We start from the raw sequence: 17640 nt of genomic DNA, 5'->3' as shown, positions 1-17640 counted from the left end.
ACTCTATTTACTTTTTATTATTGCATTTATTTATACACTCTTTGCACATAGCTTTTAACTTTAATTCATGATCTACTAAAACAAACCCAGTTTCATTTTTTATTAATTCTTCAATTTGAGTCATAGGGCAGTCTATTTCGATTTCCTTATGACAAACACAGCATCTTAAAATATGTTTATGATTATGACCTTTTATCTTATATCTATATTTTCCATCTCCAAGGTCAACTTTATCTAATATATTATTTTGTTCGAATAAATCTATGCTTCTGTATACAGTAGACAAATCTATATTAAGTCCACAATTTTTACAATAATCGTATATTTCTTGCACATTTAGAGCATTATCCGTCTTATTTAAAATATCCAAAATTTTAATTCTGCTTTTAGTAACTTTTATATTCTTATTCTGCAAATAACTTTTCCATTCCATTGTTTATTACATCACCTTAATATAATTTATAATACTTTCTTAATTATATCATAAATATTATTTTATTAGTAAACTTTTAACTTCTAAATTGATTAGTAAATTCTAATTTAATCTTTTTACTAATTTTCCTTAAAAATATGTAGAATTTTTAGTTAATATATACAAATTGTTTATACTATTGTATAAAAATATCCAATATTCTTTAAATCGTTTTCACAATATTGTACTATATATATAAGGGAGGGGTATAAATGGTTAAAAAACATTCTAAAACTAGATTACATAAAACTATATCTAAGGATTTAATTGCAGATTTAAAAATTAAGGATGGATTATTAAAAAAATTAGTATTTTCTTTCTCTTCACTTATAGTAGTTTCATTACTCTTGTGTGGAATAATAACATATTTAATATCAAAATGGAAAGTTACTGATGATTTTAAAAACTCAACACTTCAAATATTAAATCAGACAAAAAACTATGCTGAATTAATAAATTCAACTATAAACAGCAACTCTATGCAACTACTTCAAAATTCTAATTTTACTTCAACACTTGCAGATGATAGTAAAAAAGATGATTTTGATTTATATTCTACAAGATCTAAATTAAAAAGCACTTATATTACTCCTGTATCAGATTCAATAGATTTAATAAAAAGTGCCGCCATAATAAATGATAATGGGTTATCTGTATCATCACTTTCAGATACTATAGATGAAGATGCTTTAAACGCCGATCGAGCTTCAAACTGGTATAAAAAAGCATTGGATTTAGATGGTAAGTCTTTTTGGACATCTCCAAGAAAAGTAGGATATTTAGGTTCCGACAGTAAAAATAAGCTTACTCTAAGTTTAGTTAGATCAGTAAAAGATCCATCTACTTTTAAAATGGCAGGAGTTTTATGTATTGATGTTGATATGGAAGCTTTAAATTCTAAATTATCACAATCAAAAATAGGTAAGGATGGTTATATATGTATAGTTGATAATGATGGTTACATAATCTCTAACAAAAATGAAAATCTTGTTGGGACAAAATTAAAAGATGCTTATTTCCCTAAAATAAAAAATTCATCTACTGGAAGCTTTACATATAAAAATATGTACGGTGTATATTCCACCTCAACCAGCACAGGTTGGAAAATAATAGGACTAGTTCCTAAATCAGAATTATCAGCAACTGCAAATAGTATAGGTATGTTCACAATAATAATAACTGTGCTTTGTATAATAGTTTCCTTAATTATTTCTATAATTACAACCTATCAAATTTCTATGCCAATTAAAGATATGATAGGTATTACTAAAGATTTATCCAATGGAAATTTCCATGTTGACTGCAATAAAAAATATACTGTATCAGAATTAAACAATCTTTCTGAAAACTTTAATAAAATGATAGTCAATTTAAAGAATGTACTTTTGCGTACCTCAACACTAAGCTCAGAAACAAATAAATCTTCATCGCATATACTTGATATTTCTAATAACCTTAGAGAATCTTCAAATGAAATAACCGCTGCTGTACAAGAAATTGCAAGTGGTTCTTCACTGCAAACAGAAGATACTTTAAAATGTTTACAAATATCAGACAACTTCAATAGTGAAATAAGTAAAAGCGTTACTTTGCTTACATCCGTAGATTCTGCAACGGATAAATCAATAAAATTGTTATCTAAGAGTAACTCTATAATAGCTAATTTAAATAATGCATCTAACGTTAATTCAAAAGCCATGGAACAAGTTGTAACTAAAATGAATGATCTTGCTTCCAACACTAAAAATATAACTGTAATATTAAGTAAAATTAATGAAATCTCTGAGCAAACTAACTTACTTGCTTTAAATGCATCAATAGAAGCTGCACGTGCTGGGAAAGCTGGCTTAGGCTTTGCTGTTGTTGCAGATGAAATAAGAAAGCTAGCATCTCAATCTCAAAATGCTTCAAACGACATAGGTGTTATATTGAGTAAAATTAACAATTCAATAACATCTTCCCTTGATTTATCAACTAAAGCTCAAGACAGTTTCTCAGATGAAGTAGAGCAGGTTAAAGAAACAATTTCAATCTTCTCTCAAATTGAAAAATCCATCTCTGAAATAGGATCATCTATGAAAATCTCAATAGATGCCATGAACTTGATTGATAAAGAAAAAACAACATTAAATAATAATATTTCCAGCATAGCAAGTGTTTCTGAAGAAAACACCTCTACTACTGAAGAAGTTTCAGCTTCAGTAATGGAGCAAACAAAGGTAAATGAAGAAGTATTTAACTTAGCTAATAAATTAAGTACACAATCCGAAGAGTTAAAAAAGCTAATAAATACTTTTAAGTTCTAAAAAAAATTGCGAAGTAACGGTATTGAAGGAATAGTTTAAATAAAATTTTATAGATCTTAGAGCCTAAATCGTAAAAGGCTTAGAACTTTCAATCTGTCTGAGCCAAAGGCGAGTTATTGAAAGTTCTTAGAATTTTAGGATTTAGACTCTTAGATTTATTAATTTTATTTAATATTCCAAGATACTGTTACTTCGCAATTTTTTTAAAAAAACATCATCTTTATGCCAAACAATACTAAAATTACTCCCCCTATGTAATCAGCATATCTCTTTATAAGCTCTATCTTTCTTAAGAATTTTGCAACAAAAAAAGCTAGATTAGATAAAACAAAGGTCATAATTCCTATAAATATTGATTGGGTTATAACTATATAATTGCTATTAATATTATTAAATATTGTAAATCCCACTACTGCAGCATCTATACTAACAGATATACCTAAAATAATATACATCTTAAAACTCAAGAGAATATTTTCGGTTTTTTTTTCAAACCCATCCTTTATCATAAGCACTCCTACAATAGATATTACAGTGCCTCCTATAATTTGAGGAATAGTTATTATATACGTATTAAATACAAAGCCAGCATATGCCCCTATAAAGGTTAATAAAGCCTGGAAAGTACCAAAAGAAAGTGCAAAAAATATTTTATTTTTTTTCTTTACAGCCTCATTAAATCCAATACTTAATGCTACACCAAATGCATCTAGTGAAAGAGCTACTGCTATTATAAACAGTAAATATATACTCATTAAAATCCTCCTAATTTAAGTACTATAAACCATTTTATACCTAGATAATATCACTCTTCATCATATAAATCCTTATAAACAATCCTAAAGACCTCTAGTGCTTCCTTCATTTTATCCTTTAAAAGCAATTTTTTATTTTCAAGCTCCATCAAACCTTCATTTGTAATTGTATAAACCTTTTGTATTTTCTTATTTCCTTCATTCCATCTACCGATTATCAATTGATTTTTTTCCATTTTTTTTAATATAGGATATATTCCACCAGTACTTGGAATCCAAAGTCCATTAGTTTTCTGACCTATTTTATGTGCTATATCATTACCATTAGTAGCACCCAAGCTTAATATATAAAGTACATAAAGTGGTAACAGCCCTTTTGTAAATACTTGCCCAACCGCTTTGCCTTCTTTTTCAACTTTTTTAAGCTCCGCCAATTTTCGCTTATACTCTTCATATAAACGCTTTTCTTCTTCTTTTATATCCATATTAACGATTCACCAGTTTCTAATTTTGTTCTAATACTACAAGGCCTAAAGCCCCCGGTCCACTATGAACACCTATAACAGGAGTAACACAACCACAAAAATGTGCAGATACCACATTAGGAAGCACTTTAGCTTTTTCAAATAAGTCACGAGCTTCCAGCTCTGCATCTCCATGGGCAATATAAACACTGCATTTACATTTACTTGTTATATCTTTTGCTATTTCAAGTAATCTATTAATAGATTGTTTTCTTCCTCTAACTTTATCATATGGATAATAGGTTCCTTCTTCATTTACTGCTATTATTGGTTTTATATTTAAAAATTGTCCTATTGTTCCTGACAATTTTCCTATTCTACCTCCCTTTTTCAAATACTCCAATGTACTAACAACGAAAAACATGTGTATTCTTTTTTTTATAAAAGGAATTTCTTTAACAATTTCATCAAAGCTTTTTCCACTTTGTATTAACTTAGCGCATTCTAGGGCTAGAACACCTTCCCCTATTGTTACAGACTTTGAATCATATATATATGACTTAATGTTTTTGTGATTTTCTGCTGTTAACTTAAGTCCATTAAATATTCCTGATAATCCAGTTGAAAGAGTAATTGCTATAGCATGAGTATAGCCTTCCCTTTCAAGTTTATTATACAATTCCTCCATATCCTGAAGTGCCGGCATTGATGATGTTGGTATTTCAAACTTGAAATTTTTATAAACCTCTTCTGATGTTATATCTACCTTATCTTTATATTCTCTATCACTATAAATAATTCTAAAAGATAAAACATTAATTCCATATTTATTAATTATCTCCTCTGATAAATCTGAAGTAGTATCTGTTATCAAAGCTATTTTTTCCATTTTATAATTCCTCCTGATTTTAACCAATAATATGTATTTAGAACTTTAACGTAAAATGCTCCTAACTAATTATATCACTACTGATATGATTATCAATAGTGATACATATCAGTATTGATAATGTTATTTGCCGATTACCTAATCAAGTAAAGTAATATACAAAAGAAATGGCATGCGCTACCGCTTATAACAAATAGATGCCATATTGCATGATTATATGGTATCTTATCAAATAGAAACAATACAGCTCCTAATGTATATATTATTCCACCAGCAACAAGCAATATTACCCCATTTAATGGTATAACTGAGATCAACGTTTTTATATAAAATACTATCATCCAGCCCATTACCACATAAAGAAGCGTAGACATTTTTTCAAATTTTCCGCAAAAGAACACCTTTGTTACTATACCAATTAAAGTAGCTCCCCATACAACTCCAAAAATAACCCATCCACCATGTTTTCTAAGCGCAGTAAGCGCAAAAGGAGTATATGTTCCCGCTATTAGTATATATATTGAAGCGTGATCAAATATTCTAAATACCTTTTTAGCACCCTTAGCACAAATACTATGGTATAGAGTAGAAAATAAATACAAAAGCACAAGGCATACGCCATATATTGTATAACTAACTACATACCATGCGTCTCCATACTTAGCTGCAAAAACAATCAGCAAAACAAGAGCTGCTATAGCAAGTAACGTTCCAATTCCATGCGTTATTGCATTTGCAATTTCCTCCCCTTTACTATAAAAGCTTTTATTATCTTCCAAATTACTCACCTCTCTTAAAATATATATTACTCTTTAAAATTCACATGCACAATATATAATTCTTTTTATTTTCCCCCTGTAAACTATTCCAGTTACAGCAACTATAAATAATAAAAGTGTTATAATTATTAATAAAAACCGCTTTTTATGCATCCAATACACCGCCTGTTTTAAATATCATGCGTTAAATTATAACACTTTATTCTTTTATTTATAGTTTTTCAAAACTTTCTTATAAACTTTTTACAACCTTGCATTATATATTTCATTTAACTCATAAAAGATATTTACTGTAAACTATTATGAAATTGCCTCTTTTTTGCGTTCTAAAAATTGAACTTCTTCTCCCACAACTTCTGCTGCAAACCTTTTATTGTTATCCTTATCAGTATAACTTCTAATTTGAAGTCTTCCAATTACACTTATAAGACTTCCCTTTTGCATATACTTACCTACATTTTCTGCTATTTTTCCCCATACAACTACTGGTATAAAATCTGCTTCAAATATTCCTTCGCTATTTTTTACTCTTCTATTTACTGCTATAGTAAAATTACACCTAGTTTTATCTATTTCTTCAATATGTTTGATTTCAGGTTCTCTAGTCATTCTACCTATTAAAAGTATTTTATTCATGATATTGCTCTCCTTATTAATTTATTTATATGATATTATATCCAACTATGTAATATATAAACAATATCAAGTAATAATGTTTTGTCACATTAAAAAAATTTTATAAATCTAAAATGCATTTTAAAAATGTGAAAAACAAAAGCAGTATGCATAAACGCACACCGCTTTTTATATTTCTTAGCTATTTATTCTTTACAATTTCCTTGCACATTTTTATAACATTTTCCACTGTAAAACCAAATTTTTTAAATAAAATTCCAGCAGGTGCAGAAGCTCCAAAATGATCTATAGCAAGCACCTTACCATCAAGTCCTACATATTTATGCCATCCAAAAGAAGCCGCAGCCTCTACAGCAAATCTTGCTCTAACTTCTTTAGGCATAACCTTTTCTTTATATTCTTCATCCTGTGCATCGAATAATTCAAAGGAAGGTACACTTATAACTCTTGCATCTATACCATCTTTTAATAGTTCATCCTTTGCCTTATATATTAATTCAACTTCAGAACCTGATGCCATAAGAAGCATATCTGGTTTATCTTTCTTTGAATCCTTAAGTATATAAGCTCCTCTTTTTAAATCCTTTGGCGTTTCTTTGTATAAAGGCAGCTTTTGTCTTGTAAGCACCAATGCTGTTGGTCCATCGCTTTCAGTAAGTGCATATTTCCAAGCTGCTGCTGTTTCTATCGCATCTGATGGTCTTAAAACAGTTAAATCTGGTATACTTCTAAGTCCAGCTAAATGTTCAATTGGTTCATGAGTTGGACCATCTTCACCGACCCCTATACTGTCATGCGTAAGTACATAAACTACAGGAAGATGCATAAGTGCTGACATCCTCATAGCACCCTTCATATAATCACTAAATACGAAGAAAGTTGAAACAAATACTTTTAATCCACCATGTGCAGCAATTCCATTTCCAATAGCAGCCATAGCATGCTCTCTAACTCCAAAATGAAGGTTTGCTCCTCCTCTATTTTCTTTTGAGAAGTCACCTCTATCCTTCATATAAGTCTTATTAGAAGGCGCTAAATCTGCTGATCCACCAATAAGATTAGGAATAATCTTTGTAAGCGCATTTATTACATTTCCTGATGCATCTCTTGTTGCCGTAGGTTTTTCTACATTCCACAATTCTTCTAATTTATCTAAATCAAATGTTACCTTTCCACTCATCCATTCGTCAAATTCCTTTGATAATTCTGGGTAGCTTTCAGCGTAATTTTTTCTAAGTTCATTCCATTTATTTTCATTTTCTTTAAGTTCATTTTTTACCTTAAGCATGTGTTCTTTTACTTCTTCTGGAACATAAAAATCTTCTGCATAATTCCATCCTAAGTTTTTCTTTAATTCTTTAATTCCTTCTTCTCCAAGTGGTGAACCATGAACTCCTGCTGTTCCTTGCTTTGAAGCTCCAAAACCAATTACAGTTTTTGATATTATAAGAGATGGTCTCTCATTTTGACTTTTAGCTTTATCTATAGCATTTACTATAGCTTTCATATTTGTTCCATCTTCAACTTCTATTACATTCCAATCATAAGCTTTAAATCTAGCACCAACATTTTCTCTAAATGCTATTTCAGTATTTCCTTCTATAGATATGTTATTGCAATCGTATATGACTACTAGTTTTGAAAGGCCAAGAGTACCTGCTAATGATGCTGCTTCAGAAGAAATTCCTTCCATCATGCATCCATCTCCTGCAAGCACGTAAGTATAATGATCAACAATATTTATGTCAGGTTTATTAAATTTCTCTGCTAAATAAGCTTCTGCAATTGCCATACCAACTCCATTAGCAACTCCCTGACCAAGTGGTCCTGTACTTATTTCAACTCCTGGTGTAACTCCGTACTCTGGATGTCCTGGAGTTAAGCTCTCCCATTGTCTAAAATTCTTTATATCGTCTATTGAAACCTCATATCCAAATAAATGTAAAAGTGAATAGAGTAACATAGATGCATGACCTGCTGACAAAACAAATCTATCCCTATCTATCCATTTAGGATTAAAAGGATTATGTTTTAATTTTTTTGACCATAAAGCATATGCTGCTGGTGCTGCTCCAAGAGGAGTTCCTGGATGACCAGAATTTGCTTTTTGAATAGCCTCTGCCGATAAAACTCTTACGGTATTTACTGTTAATTCATCAATATTCATATTTGCTCTCACCTTTCAACTTTTATTAGAGATATAGATAAACCGCTTCAACTATTGAAATTTATGTGCACCAAAATGCCCAGAAGACGGCATTTTGTTACAAATAAATTTCAAGTTTCAAGGTGGTTTATCTTTAATTATCCTTAAATCAACTAAAATTATAACAAACTTTTTTAAATTTATCTATAAATTAACTATGTTTTAGCTAAAATTATAGCAACATAAATATAATTGGTATCGTAAATACAGATAATATTGTGCTTAAAAAGGCACATTTTGATGCAATTTTTTTGTCTCCACCATAATTTTCTGCAAAAACTCCTACAATAGTACCAGATGGCATAGCCGTTAAAATTACACATATATCTAAAACAGTTTTTTGAACTCCTAATACATTTAAAAATAAAAATACAATTACAGGTGCAATAATAAGCTTTATGAGGTTGACGTAATAAACACTAATACCGGAGAAAATTTCTTTAAATTTTACGTCTGCAAGCATTGCCCCTATTACAAACATAGAAAGAGGTGTAGTCATATTCCCAATGCTTTCTGCTGTTTTAATAACTGGGCTTGGAAGTTTCAAGGAAAAGAAAAACATTATAAGTCCAATAAACATAGCAATCATTGGAGGCGTTAAAAAAACCTTCTTAAATATATTTTCATCATTCTTATCAGTAAAAAGAAGTGTACCATAAGACCACAAAAAAATATTGAAGGGTATTGTATATATCGATGTGTAAAAAACTCCCACCTTGCCATACAAGCCTGCAACTATAGGATATCCTATGAAGCCACAATTTGAAAATATGGTTGCAAATTTCATAACTTTCTTTTTATCCTGTGGAAATTTAAAATAAGTAACCTTACTTAAAATTATAAGAAAAATATGTATAGATAATGAGTATAGAAAAATCATAATACCCTTTTGAAACATACTTTTTGAGAAACTAAAATTAAATGAATTAATAATTAAAAAGGGCATTGTCACATTTACAAGTATATATGATAATCCCTTATTAACCTGATCAGTTATAGCATTTAATTTTCTTAAAATCACTCCAACTACCATCATCAAAATTAAAATTTCAACTTGATTAAAAATGCTGTTGTTCAAAATTATGCCTCCTCTTTAAGTTTAAATAAAAACAATCACATTTATAATTTTACAACAACAGCCTATATTTTTTCAACAGGTTTTCTTTCCGCTTTCTTATTCCCAATCTTTTTGCTTCTTTTGTTTAATTCTTCTGATATATCTTCAAGCTTAATATTTTTCTCCACAAGAAGTACCATAAGGTGATATATTACATCACAAACTTCTCCTACAAATTCATCTTTGTTTTCATTTTTAGCAGCTATTATAACTTCTGTACTTTCTTCTCCTACTTTTTTAAGTATTTTATCTATACCTTTATTAAAAAGATAATTTGTGTATGATCCTTCCATTGGATTTTCTTTTCTATCTTTTATAACAGCATATAATTCATTTAAAACTTTTTTATCAATCATTTTTCCCTCTCCTTACACTCAAGTTTTCTATAAAAACAGCTTCTATTTCCAGTATGACACGCTGCACCAACTTGCTTTACCTTTAACAAAATGGTGTCCCCATCACAATCAACGCTTATTTCTTTAACATATTGAAAATGTCCAGAAGTTTCTCCTTTATTCCAGTATGATTTTCTTGATCTACTCCAAAACCATGAAGTTCCCGTTTCTATGGTTTTTTCAAAAGCTTTTTTATCCATATATGCAAGCATAAGCACTTCTCCGGTTTGAAAATCTTGAACAACTGCTGGCACAAGTCCTTTTGAAAAATTTACTATATCAATTACCTCCTTAGCTTTCAAATTATATCCTCCTTTATTTTAGGTTTTGTTTTAAATTCTAACTTCTACTCCGCTTCCTTTTAAATACTCTTTAACCTCTTTTATAGTAAGTTCTCTATAATGAAAAAGTGAAGCTGCAAGAGCTGCATCTGCAGAGCTTTTCTCAAATATCTCCTTAAAATCTTCAAGTTTACCACAACCTCCAGATGCTATTACAGGTATTCTTACACTTTTGCATATAGTATCTGTAAACTCAACATCATACCCATTTCTTGTACCATCGGCATCCATACTTGTTAAAAGTATTTCTCCTGCTCCAAGTTTTTCGCATTTTAATGCCCATTCAACCGCATCAAGCCCTGTATCTATTCTTCCTCCATTTATAAATACATTCCAACCTGAATTGTCGGATCTTTTTTTCCCATCTATAGCAACCACAACACACTGACTTCCAAACTTTTCTGCTGCCTCTGTTATAAGCTCTGGTCTTCTTATAGCTGCTGAATTTACAGATATTTTATCCGCTCCAGCTCTTAAAATATTTTTAAAATCCTCAAGGCTTCTTATTCCACCTCCAACCGTAAGAGGAATAAAAACTCTCTCCGCTGTTTTCCTCACAACATCTATCATAGTTTTTCTGCCTTCATTAGTGGCACTTATATCTAAAAAAACTATCTCATCTGCCCCTTCTTTGTTGTAAAAATCAGCTATAGCGACAGGGTCTCCAACTTCTTTTAAATTTACAAAATTAATTCCTTTAACCACTTTTCCCATATCTACATCAAGACATGGTACTATTCGTTTTGTAAGCACTTTAATCCCTCCTACTCTCTGCTCTTTTTTATCGCTTCCTTCAAATCAACGTTTCCACTGTATATTGCCTTTCCAACTATCGTTCCATAAAGGTTCATATCATTTAACTTTAAAATATCATCTATAGACTTTATTCCACCTGATGCTGTAATATTGCACTTTACATTTTTTCTAAGTTCTCTTAACATATTAAAATTTGGTCCTTCTAGAGTTCCATCCTTGCTTATATCTGTAAGTATTATATTTTTTACTCCTATGTATTCCATAAATTTAGCAAAATCTATATAATTTGATTTACTAACATCAAGCCATCCATTGACTGCAACAAACCCATCTTTGGCATCTATTCCTACTGCTATTTTATCATCATACTTTCTAACAGCCTCTTTTACAAATACTTTATCATTAAGTGCTGCTGTTCCAAGAATAACCCTTTTAACCCCTATTTCAATAAGTTTATCAACAGTTTCTATATTTCTTATTCCACCACCCAGTTCTATTGGTATATTTACACTTTCAACTATGTTTTTTATAGTCTCTATATTTATAACCTCACCCTTAAGTGCTCCATCAAGATCAACAACATGTATATATTCTGCTCCATCTTCTTCAAAAGACTTAGCTGTTTCTACAGGGCTTTCAGCTACTATTTCAGATTTTTCAAATATTCCTTTATAGAGTCTTACACATTTTCCATCTCTTATATCAATTGCAGGTAAAATTATCATTTTATCAGCTCCCAAAAGTTTTTAAGCATTTTTATCCCAACTTCTCCACTCTTTTCTGGGTGAAATTGAAGTCCAAATATATTTCCTCTACTTACAACAGCGGGTACTTTAACTCCATAATTGCAATACGCATTCAAATTTTCTTCATTTTTTAACTCTGCATAATATGAATGTACAAAATACACATATTCACCTTCTTTTGTATCTTTTAATACAGTACAAGGCTTTGAAATATTAATATTATTCCAACCTATTTGAGGTATTTTTAAATCCACTTCAAATTTTTTTACTCTTCCATCTATAAGTCCAAGTCCCTCTGTAAGCCTCACTTCTTCGCTTTCATTAAATAATAACTGCATTCCAAGACAAATTCCCATAAGTGGCTTTCCTTTTTTAGCTTCATTTACAATTATCTTATCAAGATTTAATCTACTTAAATTTTCCATAGCATCAGGAAAGGCTCCTACACCTGGAAGTATTATTGCATCGCTGCTCTCTATCTCCTGTATTTTAGAAGTTATTAAAGGTTTAACCCCTATAAATTCGAAAGCTTTTTGTACACTTCTTAAATTTCCCATTCCATAATCAATAATAGCTATTCTTTTCATATCATAATCACCTCTCTATAACATTCCTTTAGTAGACATTACTCCTTTTATTCTTTCATTCTTTGAAACTGCCTCGCTAAGTGCTCTTCCAAAAGCCTTAAAAATGCCTTCAATCATGTGGTGATTATTTTTCCCATAAAGAACCCTTACATGAAGTGTTATACCTGAATTAAAAGCTACTGCTCTAAAAAACTCTTCCACCATTTCAGTATCAAAAGTTCCAAGCTTATCTGTTGTAAAATCTGCATCAAAAACAAGAAATGGTCTTCCACTTATATCCATTGAAACCTGTGCAAGAGCTTCATCCATAGGTACAAAGGCAGTTCCATATCTATTAATAGAAGCTTTATCTGAAAGAGCTTTTTTAATGCACTCGCCAATTACTATTCCCACATCTTCAACCGTATGATGGGAATCAACATAAGTATCGCCTTTAGCTTTAACCTTTAAATTTATTAGTCCATGTTTTGCCATAAGTGAAAGCATATGATCAAAAAAACCTATACCTGTATCAATTTCATATTTACCCTCACCATCTAAGTCCACTTCAACACTTATGTCCGTTTCACCTGTTTTTCTTTGTATATTTGCTGTTCTCACAATACCTTCACCTCTACTTAAATCTTACTTTTATAGAATTTGCATGAGCAGTTAATCCTTCTGTCTCTGCAAGTTTTACAACCTTATCCTTTACTCCTCTTAGCGCTTCTTCTGAGTAATAAAGATAACTTGATTTTTTTACAAAGTCATCTACGGAAAGAGGTGAGAAAAATCTTGCAGTACCACTTGTAGGCAATACGTGATTAGGACCCGCCATGTAGTCTCCAAGTGGTTCTGGAGCATAATATCCTAAAAATACCGAGCCTGCATTTTTTACATCTCCTAAGTATACAAAAGGATTTTCCAGCATAAGTTCAAGGTGCTCAGGTGCTATAGTATTTCCAATTCCAATAGCTTCCTTTATATTAGATGTAATTATTATAGCCCCATAATTTTTAAGTGATTCTAATATTATTTCTTTTCTTTCAAGTTTTTCTACCTGCTTTTTTAATTCCCATGCAACTTTTGCAGCTAGTTCTTTTGAAGTAGTAACAAGAATAGCAGAAGCAAGCTTATCATGTTCTGCTTGTGACATTAAATCTGCTGCTATATACTCAGGGTCACCCTTTTCATCTGATATTACAAGTATTTCACTTGGTCCTGCAATCATATCTATATCAACAAATCCAAACACGCTTTTCTTCGCCATAGCCACAAAAATATTTCCAGGTCCAACTATTTTATCAACTTTATCAATAGTTTCTGTTCCAAAAGCTAAGGCACCAACTGCTTGAGCTCCTCCAACCTTATAAATTTCATCTACTCCAGAAATATCTGCTGCAACCAAAATATTAGGATTAATAAAACCATCCTTCATAGGAGGCGTCGTCATTATTATCTTTTCTACCCCTGCAACCTTAGCTGGAATGGCATTCATAAGCACAGAAGATGGGTAAGCTGCTGTTCCACCTGGTACGTATATTCCTACCTTCTCAAGTCCTCTGACAATACGTCCCATCATTATTCCATCTTTTGAAGGTACTATCATAGAATTTTCCTTTTGCTTTTCGTGAAAATCCCATATATTTTCTTTTGCAGTTTTAAGTGCATCAATAAAATCCTTATCTACTTTATCATAGGCTTCTTTTATTTCCTCTTTTGAAACTTTTATTTCATTTATATTAGGACAATCAAATTTTCTAGTATAGTAAGTTAAAGCCCTATCCCCATTTTTCCTTACCTCTTGAAGGATATCCTCCACTATCTTCATTACACTTTCATCTGCTTTTCCTTGTCTCTCTTTTAGAGACTCAAAATATCTTTTTCCTTCCTCGCTGCCATTATATATAATATTTATAATATCATCCATTCATATTCTTTCCCTTCTAAATGTTTTTCACCCTGCTTATTATTGTGCCTATTTCATCTTTTCTAAGTTTCATACTTGCTCTATTTACTATCATTCTTGTGCTTATATTACATATATCTTCAAATACCACTAGCCCATTTTCCTTTAGAGTATTCCCTGTTTCAACTATATCTACTATAGCATCTGCGAGTCCAAGTATTGGTGCAAGTTCAACAGAGCCTTCAATTTTTATTATTTCAACATCCATTCCCTTTTCCCTAAAATAATTTCTAGTAACATTAGGATATTTAGTCGCTATTTTTTTTCTATTACAGCCTTCATTTAACTTAAAATCAGGAAGTGATGCTAATGAAAATTTACACTTACCTGTTTTTAAATCTAAGACCTCATAACAATCTTTATTCATTTCCATAAGGGTATCTTTTCCAACTATACCTACATCAGCAGCTCCATGTTCAACATAAGTTAAAACATCTGCTGCCTTTACAAGTACAAAGTCTATATTATTTTTCACATCATGGAAGATTAGTCTTCTTCCCTTATCCTTAAGCTCGCTGCAGTCAATGCCTGCCTTTTCAAATATTTGTATTGCTTTGGTTTCTATTCTTCCCTTTGTAAGTGCAATTCTAATAGGTGCATTATTTTTCATTGTTAATACTCCTCACATCAATTGTTTCTCCATTATCTATATTTTTTACTTTGCTAATTTTATTTTTCATACAATATTCTATGGTTTCATGAAGAGTATCAAAAAGGCTAACTTCTGCTTTTATGCCCTTTTTATTAAGCTCATCAGCTTCTAAATATGCCTTTTCAATTTTCACTCCAAAAACCATGAATTTTACAAAGTCATCAGCACAATTTTTATTACTATTCTCTAAAGCTTCCATTAAATTATCAACATTTATAGCAAGTCCTGTAGCTGGAATATCACATCCAAACTGATTTATTAAATTATCATATCTCCCACCACTTAAAAGCGTATCTCCTATACCTTTAGCATATCCCCTATATATTAATCCAGTATAATAATTTATATGCTGTACCATTCCAAGATCTATTGAAAGATACTCCCCGTAGCCTGCGTTTTCAACAACTTCATATACCTTTGAAATTATTTTTAATGTATCTAAAGCTTTTTCGTTGTTTATAAGTTTTTTAGCTTTTTCTATTACTTCTTTGCCTCCAAAAAGTTCTGGAAGCTTGGAAAGTATATTGCCTTTATCTTTTAATTTTTCTTTATTATCAAATATGAAGTTTTCAACTTCGCTAAAATTTTTGTTTTCAATTAAAGTTCTAAGCTGTTCTATATACTCTTCTTCAATATCTATATCTTCAACTATACTTTTAAAAAATTCTGCTTGCCCTATTTCTATTTTAAATCCTTTAAGTCCGGCTTTTATAAGTGCCTTTATTGCAGCAATTAAAACTTCAACATCTGCTCTTAGATTGTTACTTCCAATTACTTCTATACCCGATTGAGTTACTTCACTTATTTTACCGTTTAGAACTTCATTCATTCTGTACACATTTCCAGTATAGCAAAGCTTCATAGGATATTTTTTATTTTTTATTTTTGTAGCTGCAATTCTCGCTATAGGTGTAGTCATATCTGGTCTCAATACCATCATTCTTCCCATATTATCAAAAAGCTTATACATTTTTTCTTGTTTTATAGGCTGATTTTTAAGGTTATATACATCATAAAATTCAAAGATTGGAGAATTTACTTCTCTATAACCCATTTCTATATAAACACTTCTTAGTATGTCTTCTATATTTTTTTTGTTTGTACACTCATTAAATAAAATATCCCTTGTACCCTCAGGTATATATTTTCTTAAATTTATCATTCCTATCACATCCTGTAATTTACTTTATTGCTTTACCACGCTAATGTGTTAAATATATTGTACCAACATTATATGCTGATGTCAAATAAAAATTGCAAATATACACAATAATGTGGTATATAATTTTAGTATATGTAATTTAAAATAATTAATTATTAGGAGGTTTTTGTTATGCCATTTATAAATTCAAAAGTAACTGTAAAAATGGATGATTCTAAAAAAGAAACTGTAAAAAAGGAACTTGGAAATTTAATTAGTATTCTTCCAGGCAAAAGTGAAAGCTGGCTCATGGTTGGCTTTGAAGATAATTACACTTTATATTTTAAAGGTGAGAAAAAAGAAAAAGCTGCTTTTGTTGAGGTTAAAATATTTGGAAATGCTGAAAAAGCTTGTAAAAATAATTTAACATCACAAATTTGCTCTTTATTTGAAAAGGAACTTGGGATACCTAAGGATTCAATATATGTAACTATTGAGGAGATTGATACCTGGGGATGGAATGGATCACTTTTTTAAATTATTTAATTTAAAGTAAATATTTCCAATAAAAATATTATCCATTTAACACTTATATTTCTCTAATATATTTTCTATTTATGTACAAACTATAAAAGATATATAAAATTTAATTTTGCGAGTACTTCAATGAACATAAATAAACCATATTAAAGTACTCAGCGTTTCCCACTAAAGGAGGAATAGAAATGGATGATAAATGTGAAACCAAAAATAGACTTAAACAACTTGAAAATGTAGTAGAAAAACATACTAGAACAGAAAGACATTTTGAACAAGGTGCTAAGTATTCATCACCAGAATCTATAAAAACTGCTGAAGAAAAACAAAAAAGAAGAGAAGATGAAATTAACACTCTTGAAGTTAAAATAATGGGAGACACCACAAGCCCTCATGAGCAAAAGGAACAATTAGAAGAGGCCTACAGGTCCACAAGAGGATATATCGAACACAACAAGGATCATATGAGCAAAGATGACCTAAAAAACATTAAGGAAAAACAAGCCAACCGAGAACTCCAACGCCGCCAACTCGAATGGAAGTAATCCTCTGGGGTTTGGGCGGCAGCCCATGTGATATCTAAACTAAATATTAGCTCTATCCATAATCTGGGGTTTGGGCGGCAGCCCATGTGATATCTAAACTAAATATTAGCTCTATCCATAATCTGGGGTTTGGGTATTTACTCCCATTCCCTTTTTAAAAATCAATCAAAATTTAAATGTCCATCAAATATCATGATTACACTTTTATCTTTTAAATATCCCATAAATGACGATATACTTTCTTTAGGTGATATTAATACTAATAAATGTATGTGATACTTGCGCATCCACTTAGTATGTGCTAAACTTTGAGCCATATAACATCTCTTTTTGCTTAAGCGTTTAATCTAACCTGCATAGCGGGTGGC

Annotated in this window: 20 protein-coding genes and 1 pseudogene; 3 read left to right on the top strand and 18 right to left on the bottom strand. The window is 30.6% G+C overall.

The features are described 5' to 3' along the window. Positions 1 to 7: 7 nt before the first annotated feature. A complete protein-coding gene (locus tag LQK79_RS11760; RefSeq protein ID WP_053242729.1) occupies positions 8 to 433 on the bottom strand; it encodes a Fur family transcriptional regulator in 426 nt (141 codons plus the stop codon). A gap of 251 nt (positions 434 to 684) precedes the next feature. On the opposite strand from LQK79_RS11760, the gene LQK79_RS11755 reads away from it, so the two are divergent. After that, a complete protein-coding gene (locus tag LQK79_RS11755; RefSeq protein WP_231016686.1) occupies positions 685 to 2778 on the top strand; it encodes a methyl-accepting chemotaxis protein in 2094 nt (697 codons plus the stop codon). A 203-nt stretch (positions 2779 to 2981) separates the two neighbouring features. Here LQK79_RS11755 and LQK79_RS11750 read toward each other — a convergent pair whose 3' ends face one another. The 16 genes from LQK79_RS11750 to LQK79_RS11675 all read right to left on the bottom strand — a co-directional run bounded on the left by LQK79_RS11750 (position 2982) and on the right by LQK79_RS11675 (position 16211). Then, positions 2982 to 3533 (bottom strand): manganese efflux pump MntP, encoded by a 552-nt coding sequence (locus LQK79_RS11750; protein ID WP_231016685.1) that lies wholly within the window; start codon positions 3531 to 3533, stop codon positions 2982 to 2984. Positions 3534 to 3583: 50 nt separating this feature from the next. Continuing rightward, entirely contained in the window at positions 3584 to 4018 is a 435-nt protein-coding gene (locus LQK79_RS11745; RefSeq protein WP_053242136.1) for a PadR family transcriptional regulator, read from the bottom strand. Between the two features lie 19 nt (positions 4019 to 4037). Then, on the bottom strand, positions 4038 to 4886 hold the full coding sequence (locus LQK79_RS11740) for a DegV family protein (RefSeq protein ID WP_231016684.1): 849 nt from the start codon (positions 4884 to 4886) through the stop codon (positions 4038 to 4040). Positions 4887 to 5020: 134 nt separating this feature from the next. Continuing rightward, positions 5021 to 5665 (bottom strand): PAQR family membrane homeostasis protein TrhA, encoded by a 645-nt coding sequence (trhA, locus tag LQK79_RS11735; RefSeq protein WP_231016683.1) that lies wholly within the window; start codon positions 5663 to 5665, stop codon positions 5021 to 5023. Between the two features lie 300 nt (positions 5666 to 5965). Beyond that, on the bottom strand, positions 5966 to 6301 hold the full coding sequence (locus tag LQK79_RS11730; RefSeq protein WP_053242134.1) for a single-stranded DNA-binding protein: 336 nt from the start codon (positions 6299 to 6301) through the stop codon (positions 5966 to 5968). 181 nt (positions 6302 to 6482) lie between these two features. Beyond that, entirely contained in the window at positions 6483 to 8468 is a 1986-nt protein-coding gene (tkt, locus tag LQK79_RS11725; RefSeq protein ID WP_231016682.1) for a transketolase, read from the bottom strand. A 211-nt stretch (positions 8469 to 8679) separates the two neighbouring features. Beyond that, entirely contained in the window at positions 8680 to 9585 is a 906-nt protein-coding gene (locus LQK79_RS11720) for an AEC family transporter (RefSeq protein ID WP_231016681.1), read from the bottom strand. A 62-nt stretch (positions 9586 to 9647) separates the two neighbouring features. After that, positions 9648 to 9980: a phosphoribosyl-ATP diphosphatase gene (gene hisE, locus LQK79_RS11715; RefSeq protein ID WP_053242131.1), complete on the bottom strand. Its 333-nt coding sequence runs from the start codon at positions 9978 to 9980 to the stop codon at positions 9648 to 9650. Beyond that, the gene (gene hisI, locus LQK79_RS11710) at positions 9977 to 10321 is read right to left on the bottom strand and encodes a phosphoribosyl-AMP cyclohydrolase (RefSeq protein WP_053242130.1); all 345 of its coding nucleotides are present in this window, start codon (positions 10319 to 10321) and stop codon (positions 9977 to 9979) included. Before hisI ends, hisE begins: the two co-directional genes overlap by 4 nt. 30 nt (positions 10322 to 10351) lie before the next feature. Beyond that, a complete protein-coding gene (gene hisF / locus LQK79_RS11705; protein WP_231016680.1) occupies positions 10352 to 11113 on the bottom strand; it encodes an imidazole glycerol phosphate synthase subunit HisF in 762 nt (253 codons plus the stop codon). Positions 11114 to 11124: 11 nt separating this feature from the next. Further along, positions 11125 to 11841 carry a 1-(5-phosphoribosyl)-5-[(5-phosphoribosylamino)methylideneamino]imidazole-4-carboxamide isomerase gene (hisA, locus tag LQK79_RS11700; RefSeq protein ID WP_231016679.1) on the bottom strand — a complete coding sequence of 239 codons (717 nt, stop codon included), beginning with the start codon at positions 11839 to 11841 and terminating at the stop codon, positions 11125 to 11127. Further along, complete coding sequence (gene hisH, locus LQK79_RS11695) at positions 11838 to 12449, bottom strand: imidazole glycerol phosphate synthase subunit HisH (RefSeq protein WP_053242128.1); 612 nt, start codon at positions 12447 to 12449, stop codon at positions 11838 to 11840. Before hisH ends, hisA begins: the two co-directional genes overlap by 4 nt. Before the next feature lie 15 nt (positions 12450 to 12464). Then, positions 12465 to 13049 (bottom strand): imidazoleglycerol-phosphate dehydratase HisB, encoded by a 585-nt coding sequence (hisB, locus tag LQK79_RS11690; RefSeq protein WP_053242127.1) that lies wholly within the window; start codon positions 13047 to 13049, stop codon positions 12465 to 12467. Between the two features lie 13 nt (positions 13050 to 13062). Further along, positions 13063 to 14358 (bottom strand): histidinol dehydrogenase, encoded by a 1296-nt coding sequence (gene hisD / locus LQK79_RS11685; protein WP_053242126.1) that lies wholly within the window; start codon positions 14356 to 14358, stop codon positions 13063 to 13065. A 16-nt stretch (positions 14359 to 14374) separates the two neighbouring features. Continuing rightward, positions 14375 to 15007, bottom strand: a complete 633-nt coding sequence (gene hisG / locus LQK79_RS11680; RefSeq protein ID WP_231016678.1) for an ATP phosphoribosyltransferase — start codon at positions 15005 to 15007, stop codon at positions 14375 to 14377. After that, the gene (locus tag LQK79_RS11675; protein WP_231016677.1) at positions 14997 to 16211 is read right to left on the bottom strand and encodes an ATP phosphoribosyltransferase regulatory subunit; all 1215 of its coding nucleotides are present in this window, start codon (positions 16209 to 16211) and stop codon (positions 14997 to 14999) included. The genes hisG and LQK79_RS11675 overlap by 11 nt, the downstream gene beginning before the upstream one ends. A 171-nt stretch (positions 16212 to 16382) precedes the next feature. On the opposite strand from LQK79_RS11675, the gene LQK79_RS11670 reads away from it, so the two are divergent. Both LQK79_RS11670 and LQK79_RS11665 read left to right on the top strand, forming a co-directional pair. Then, entirely contained in the window at positions 16383 to 16727 is a 345-nt protein-coding gene (locus LQK79_RS11670) for a phenylpyruvate tautomerase MIF-related protein (RefSeq protein WP_231016676.1), read from the top strand. Positions 16728 to 16915: 188 nt separating this feature from the next. Then, entirely contained in the window at positions 16916 to 17272 is a 357-nt protein-coding gene (locus LQK79_RS11665; RefSeq protein ID WP_053242125.1) for a hypothetical protein, read from the top strand. A gap of 170 nt (positions 17273 to 17442) precedes the next feature. Here LQK79_RS11665 and LQK79_RS11660 read toward each other — a convergent pair. Then, positions 17443 to 17550 (bottom strand): annotated as a pseudogene (locus tag LQK79_RS11660) (transposase); the annotation flags it as partial. Positions 17551 to 17640: the final 90 nt, after the last annotated feature.

Source organism: Clostridium guangxiense (genome assembly GCF_021043395.1).
Lineage (GTDB): Bacteria > Bacillota > Clostridia > Clostridiales > Clostridiaceae > Clostridium_S > Clostridium_S guangxiense.
The sequence above is the reverse complement of the archived record's forward strand: the minus strand, read 5'-3'. Positions and strand labels throughout refer to the sequence as shown.

Excerpts from the sequence above, each read along its gene's own strand:
- LQK79_RS11745 (WP_053242136.1), bottom strand. The coding sequence starts at position 4,018 with ATGGATATAAAAGAAGAAGAAAAGCGTTTATATGAAGAGTATAAGCGA.
- LQK79_RS11665 (WP_053242125.1), top strand. The coding sequence starts at position 16,916 with ATGGATGATAAATGTGAAACCAAAAATAGACTTAAACAACTTGAAAAT.
- LQK79_RS11755 (WP_231016686.1), top strand. The coding sequence starts at position 685 with ATGGTTAAAAAACATTCTAAAACTAGATTACATAAAACTATATCTAAG.
- hisD (WP_053242126.1), bottom strand. The coding sequence starts at position 14,358 with ATGGATGATATTATAAATATTATATATAATGGCAGCGAGGAAGGAAAA.
- LQK79_RS11740 (WP_231016684.1), bottom strand. The coding sequence starts at position 4,886 with ATGGAAAAAATAGCTTTGATAACAGATACTACTTCAGATTTATCAGAG.
- LQK79_RS11675 (WP_231016677.1), bottom strand. The coding sequence starts at position 16,211 with ATGATAAATTTAAGAAAATATATACCTGAGGGTACAAGGGATATTTTA.
- LQK79_RS11750 (WP_231016685.1), bottom strand. The coding sequence starts at position 3,533 with ATGAGTATATATTTACTGTTTATAATAGCAGTAGCTCTTTCACTAGAT.
- LQK79_RS11730 (WP_053242134.1), bottom strand. The coding sequence starts at position 6,301 with ATGAATAAAATACTTTTAATAGGTAGAATGACTAGAGAACCTGAAATC.
- LQK79_RS11670 (WP_231016676.1), top strand. The coding sequence starts at position 16,383 with ATGCCATTTATAAATTCAAAAGTAACTGTAAAAATGGATGATTCTAAA.
- LQK79_RS11760 (WP_053242729.1), bottom strand. The coding sequence starts at position 433 with ATGGAATGGAAAAGTTATTTGCAGAATAAGAATATAAAAGTTACTAAA.
- hisE (WP_053242131.1), bottom strand. The coding sequence starts at position 9,980 with ATGATTGATAAAAAAGTTTTAAATGAATTATATGCTGTTATAAAAGAT.
- tkt (WP_231016682.1), bottom strand. The coding sequence starts at position 8,468 with ATGAATATTGATGAATTAACAGTAAATACCGTAAGAGTTTTATCGGCA.
- hisG (WP_231016678.1), bottom strand. The coding sequence starts at position 15,007 with ATGAAAAATAATGCACCTATTAGAATTGCACTTACAAAGGGAAGAATA.
- hisA (WP_231016679.1), bottom strand. The coding sequence starts at position 11,841 with ATGATAATTTTACCTGCAATTGATATAAGAGATGGAAAATGTGTAAGA.
- hisH (WP_053242128.1), bottom strand. The coding sequence starts at position 12,449 with ATGAAAAGAATAGCTATTATTGATTATGGAATGGGAAATTTAAGAAGT.